The following is a 764-nucleotide window of genomic DNA, read 5'->3' on the forward strand; positions in this document are numbered from 1 at the left end:
CCGCCGGAGCCGGCGGCCCCGCCGACCCCGCCGTTGCTGGCGTTGCCGCCATTGCCGTCGGTACCCGCGTTGGCGCCGGCGCCGCCCGGCGCCCCCCCCGCGCCCCCCGCCCCCCCCCCCGGGGGCCGCGGGGCGCGCGGGGGGGGCGCCGGCGACCGCCGGCTCGCGCGAGGTGATCTTGGTCGCGTTCTCGGCGGGCTCGGGCACCTCGACGTTCACGACCTCTCCGGCACCGTCGGCCGGCTCGGGGGCGCCGGCGACCGCCCGGAGCTCACCGAGGCCACCGTGGTGGTGTCCGGTGGTCGCGGTGTGGGCAGCGCCGAGAACTTCAGCGTCGTCGAGGAGCTGGCCGACTCGCTGGGTGCCGCGGTCGGGGCGTCGCGTGCGGCGGTCGACTCCGGTTACTACCCGGGGCAGTTCCAGGTCGGTCAGACCGGTAAGACCGTTTCCCCGCAGCTCTACATCGCGCTGGGCATCTCCGGGGCGATTCAGCACCGGGCCGGGATGCAGACCTCGAAGACCATCATCGCGGTCAACAAGGACGAGGAAGCGCCGATCTTCGAGATCGCCGACTACGGCGTGGTGGGCGACCTGTTCAAGGTCGCGCCGCAGCTGACCGAGGCGATCAAGGCGCGCAAGGGCTGATTTAGCCCCCGCGAAAAGACGCCAAACCCCCCCCCCCCGCGGGGGGGGGGGGGGGTTTTGGGGGGTTCGCGCCCCCAGCGCGCACATTTCGTCATCTGGCGTGCACCCCCCAGTGAGCC

The 764-nt window shown here is 74.3% G+C and carries 1 protein-coding gene; it reads left to right on the forward strand.

The features are described 5' to 3' along the window. Positions 1–645, forward strand: a 645-nt coding sequence (locus A9X01_RS30965; protein WP_253848871.1) for an electron transfer flavoprotein subunit alpha/FixB family protein, incomplete at its 5' end; no start/stop codon positions are given. Positions 646–764: the final 119 nt, after the last annotated feature.

The organism is Mycobacterium asiaticum (assembly GCF_001668675.1).
Lineage (GTDB): Bacteria > Actinomycetota > Actinomycetes > Mycobacteriales > Mycobacteriaceae > Mycobacterium > Mycobacterium asiaticum_D.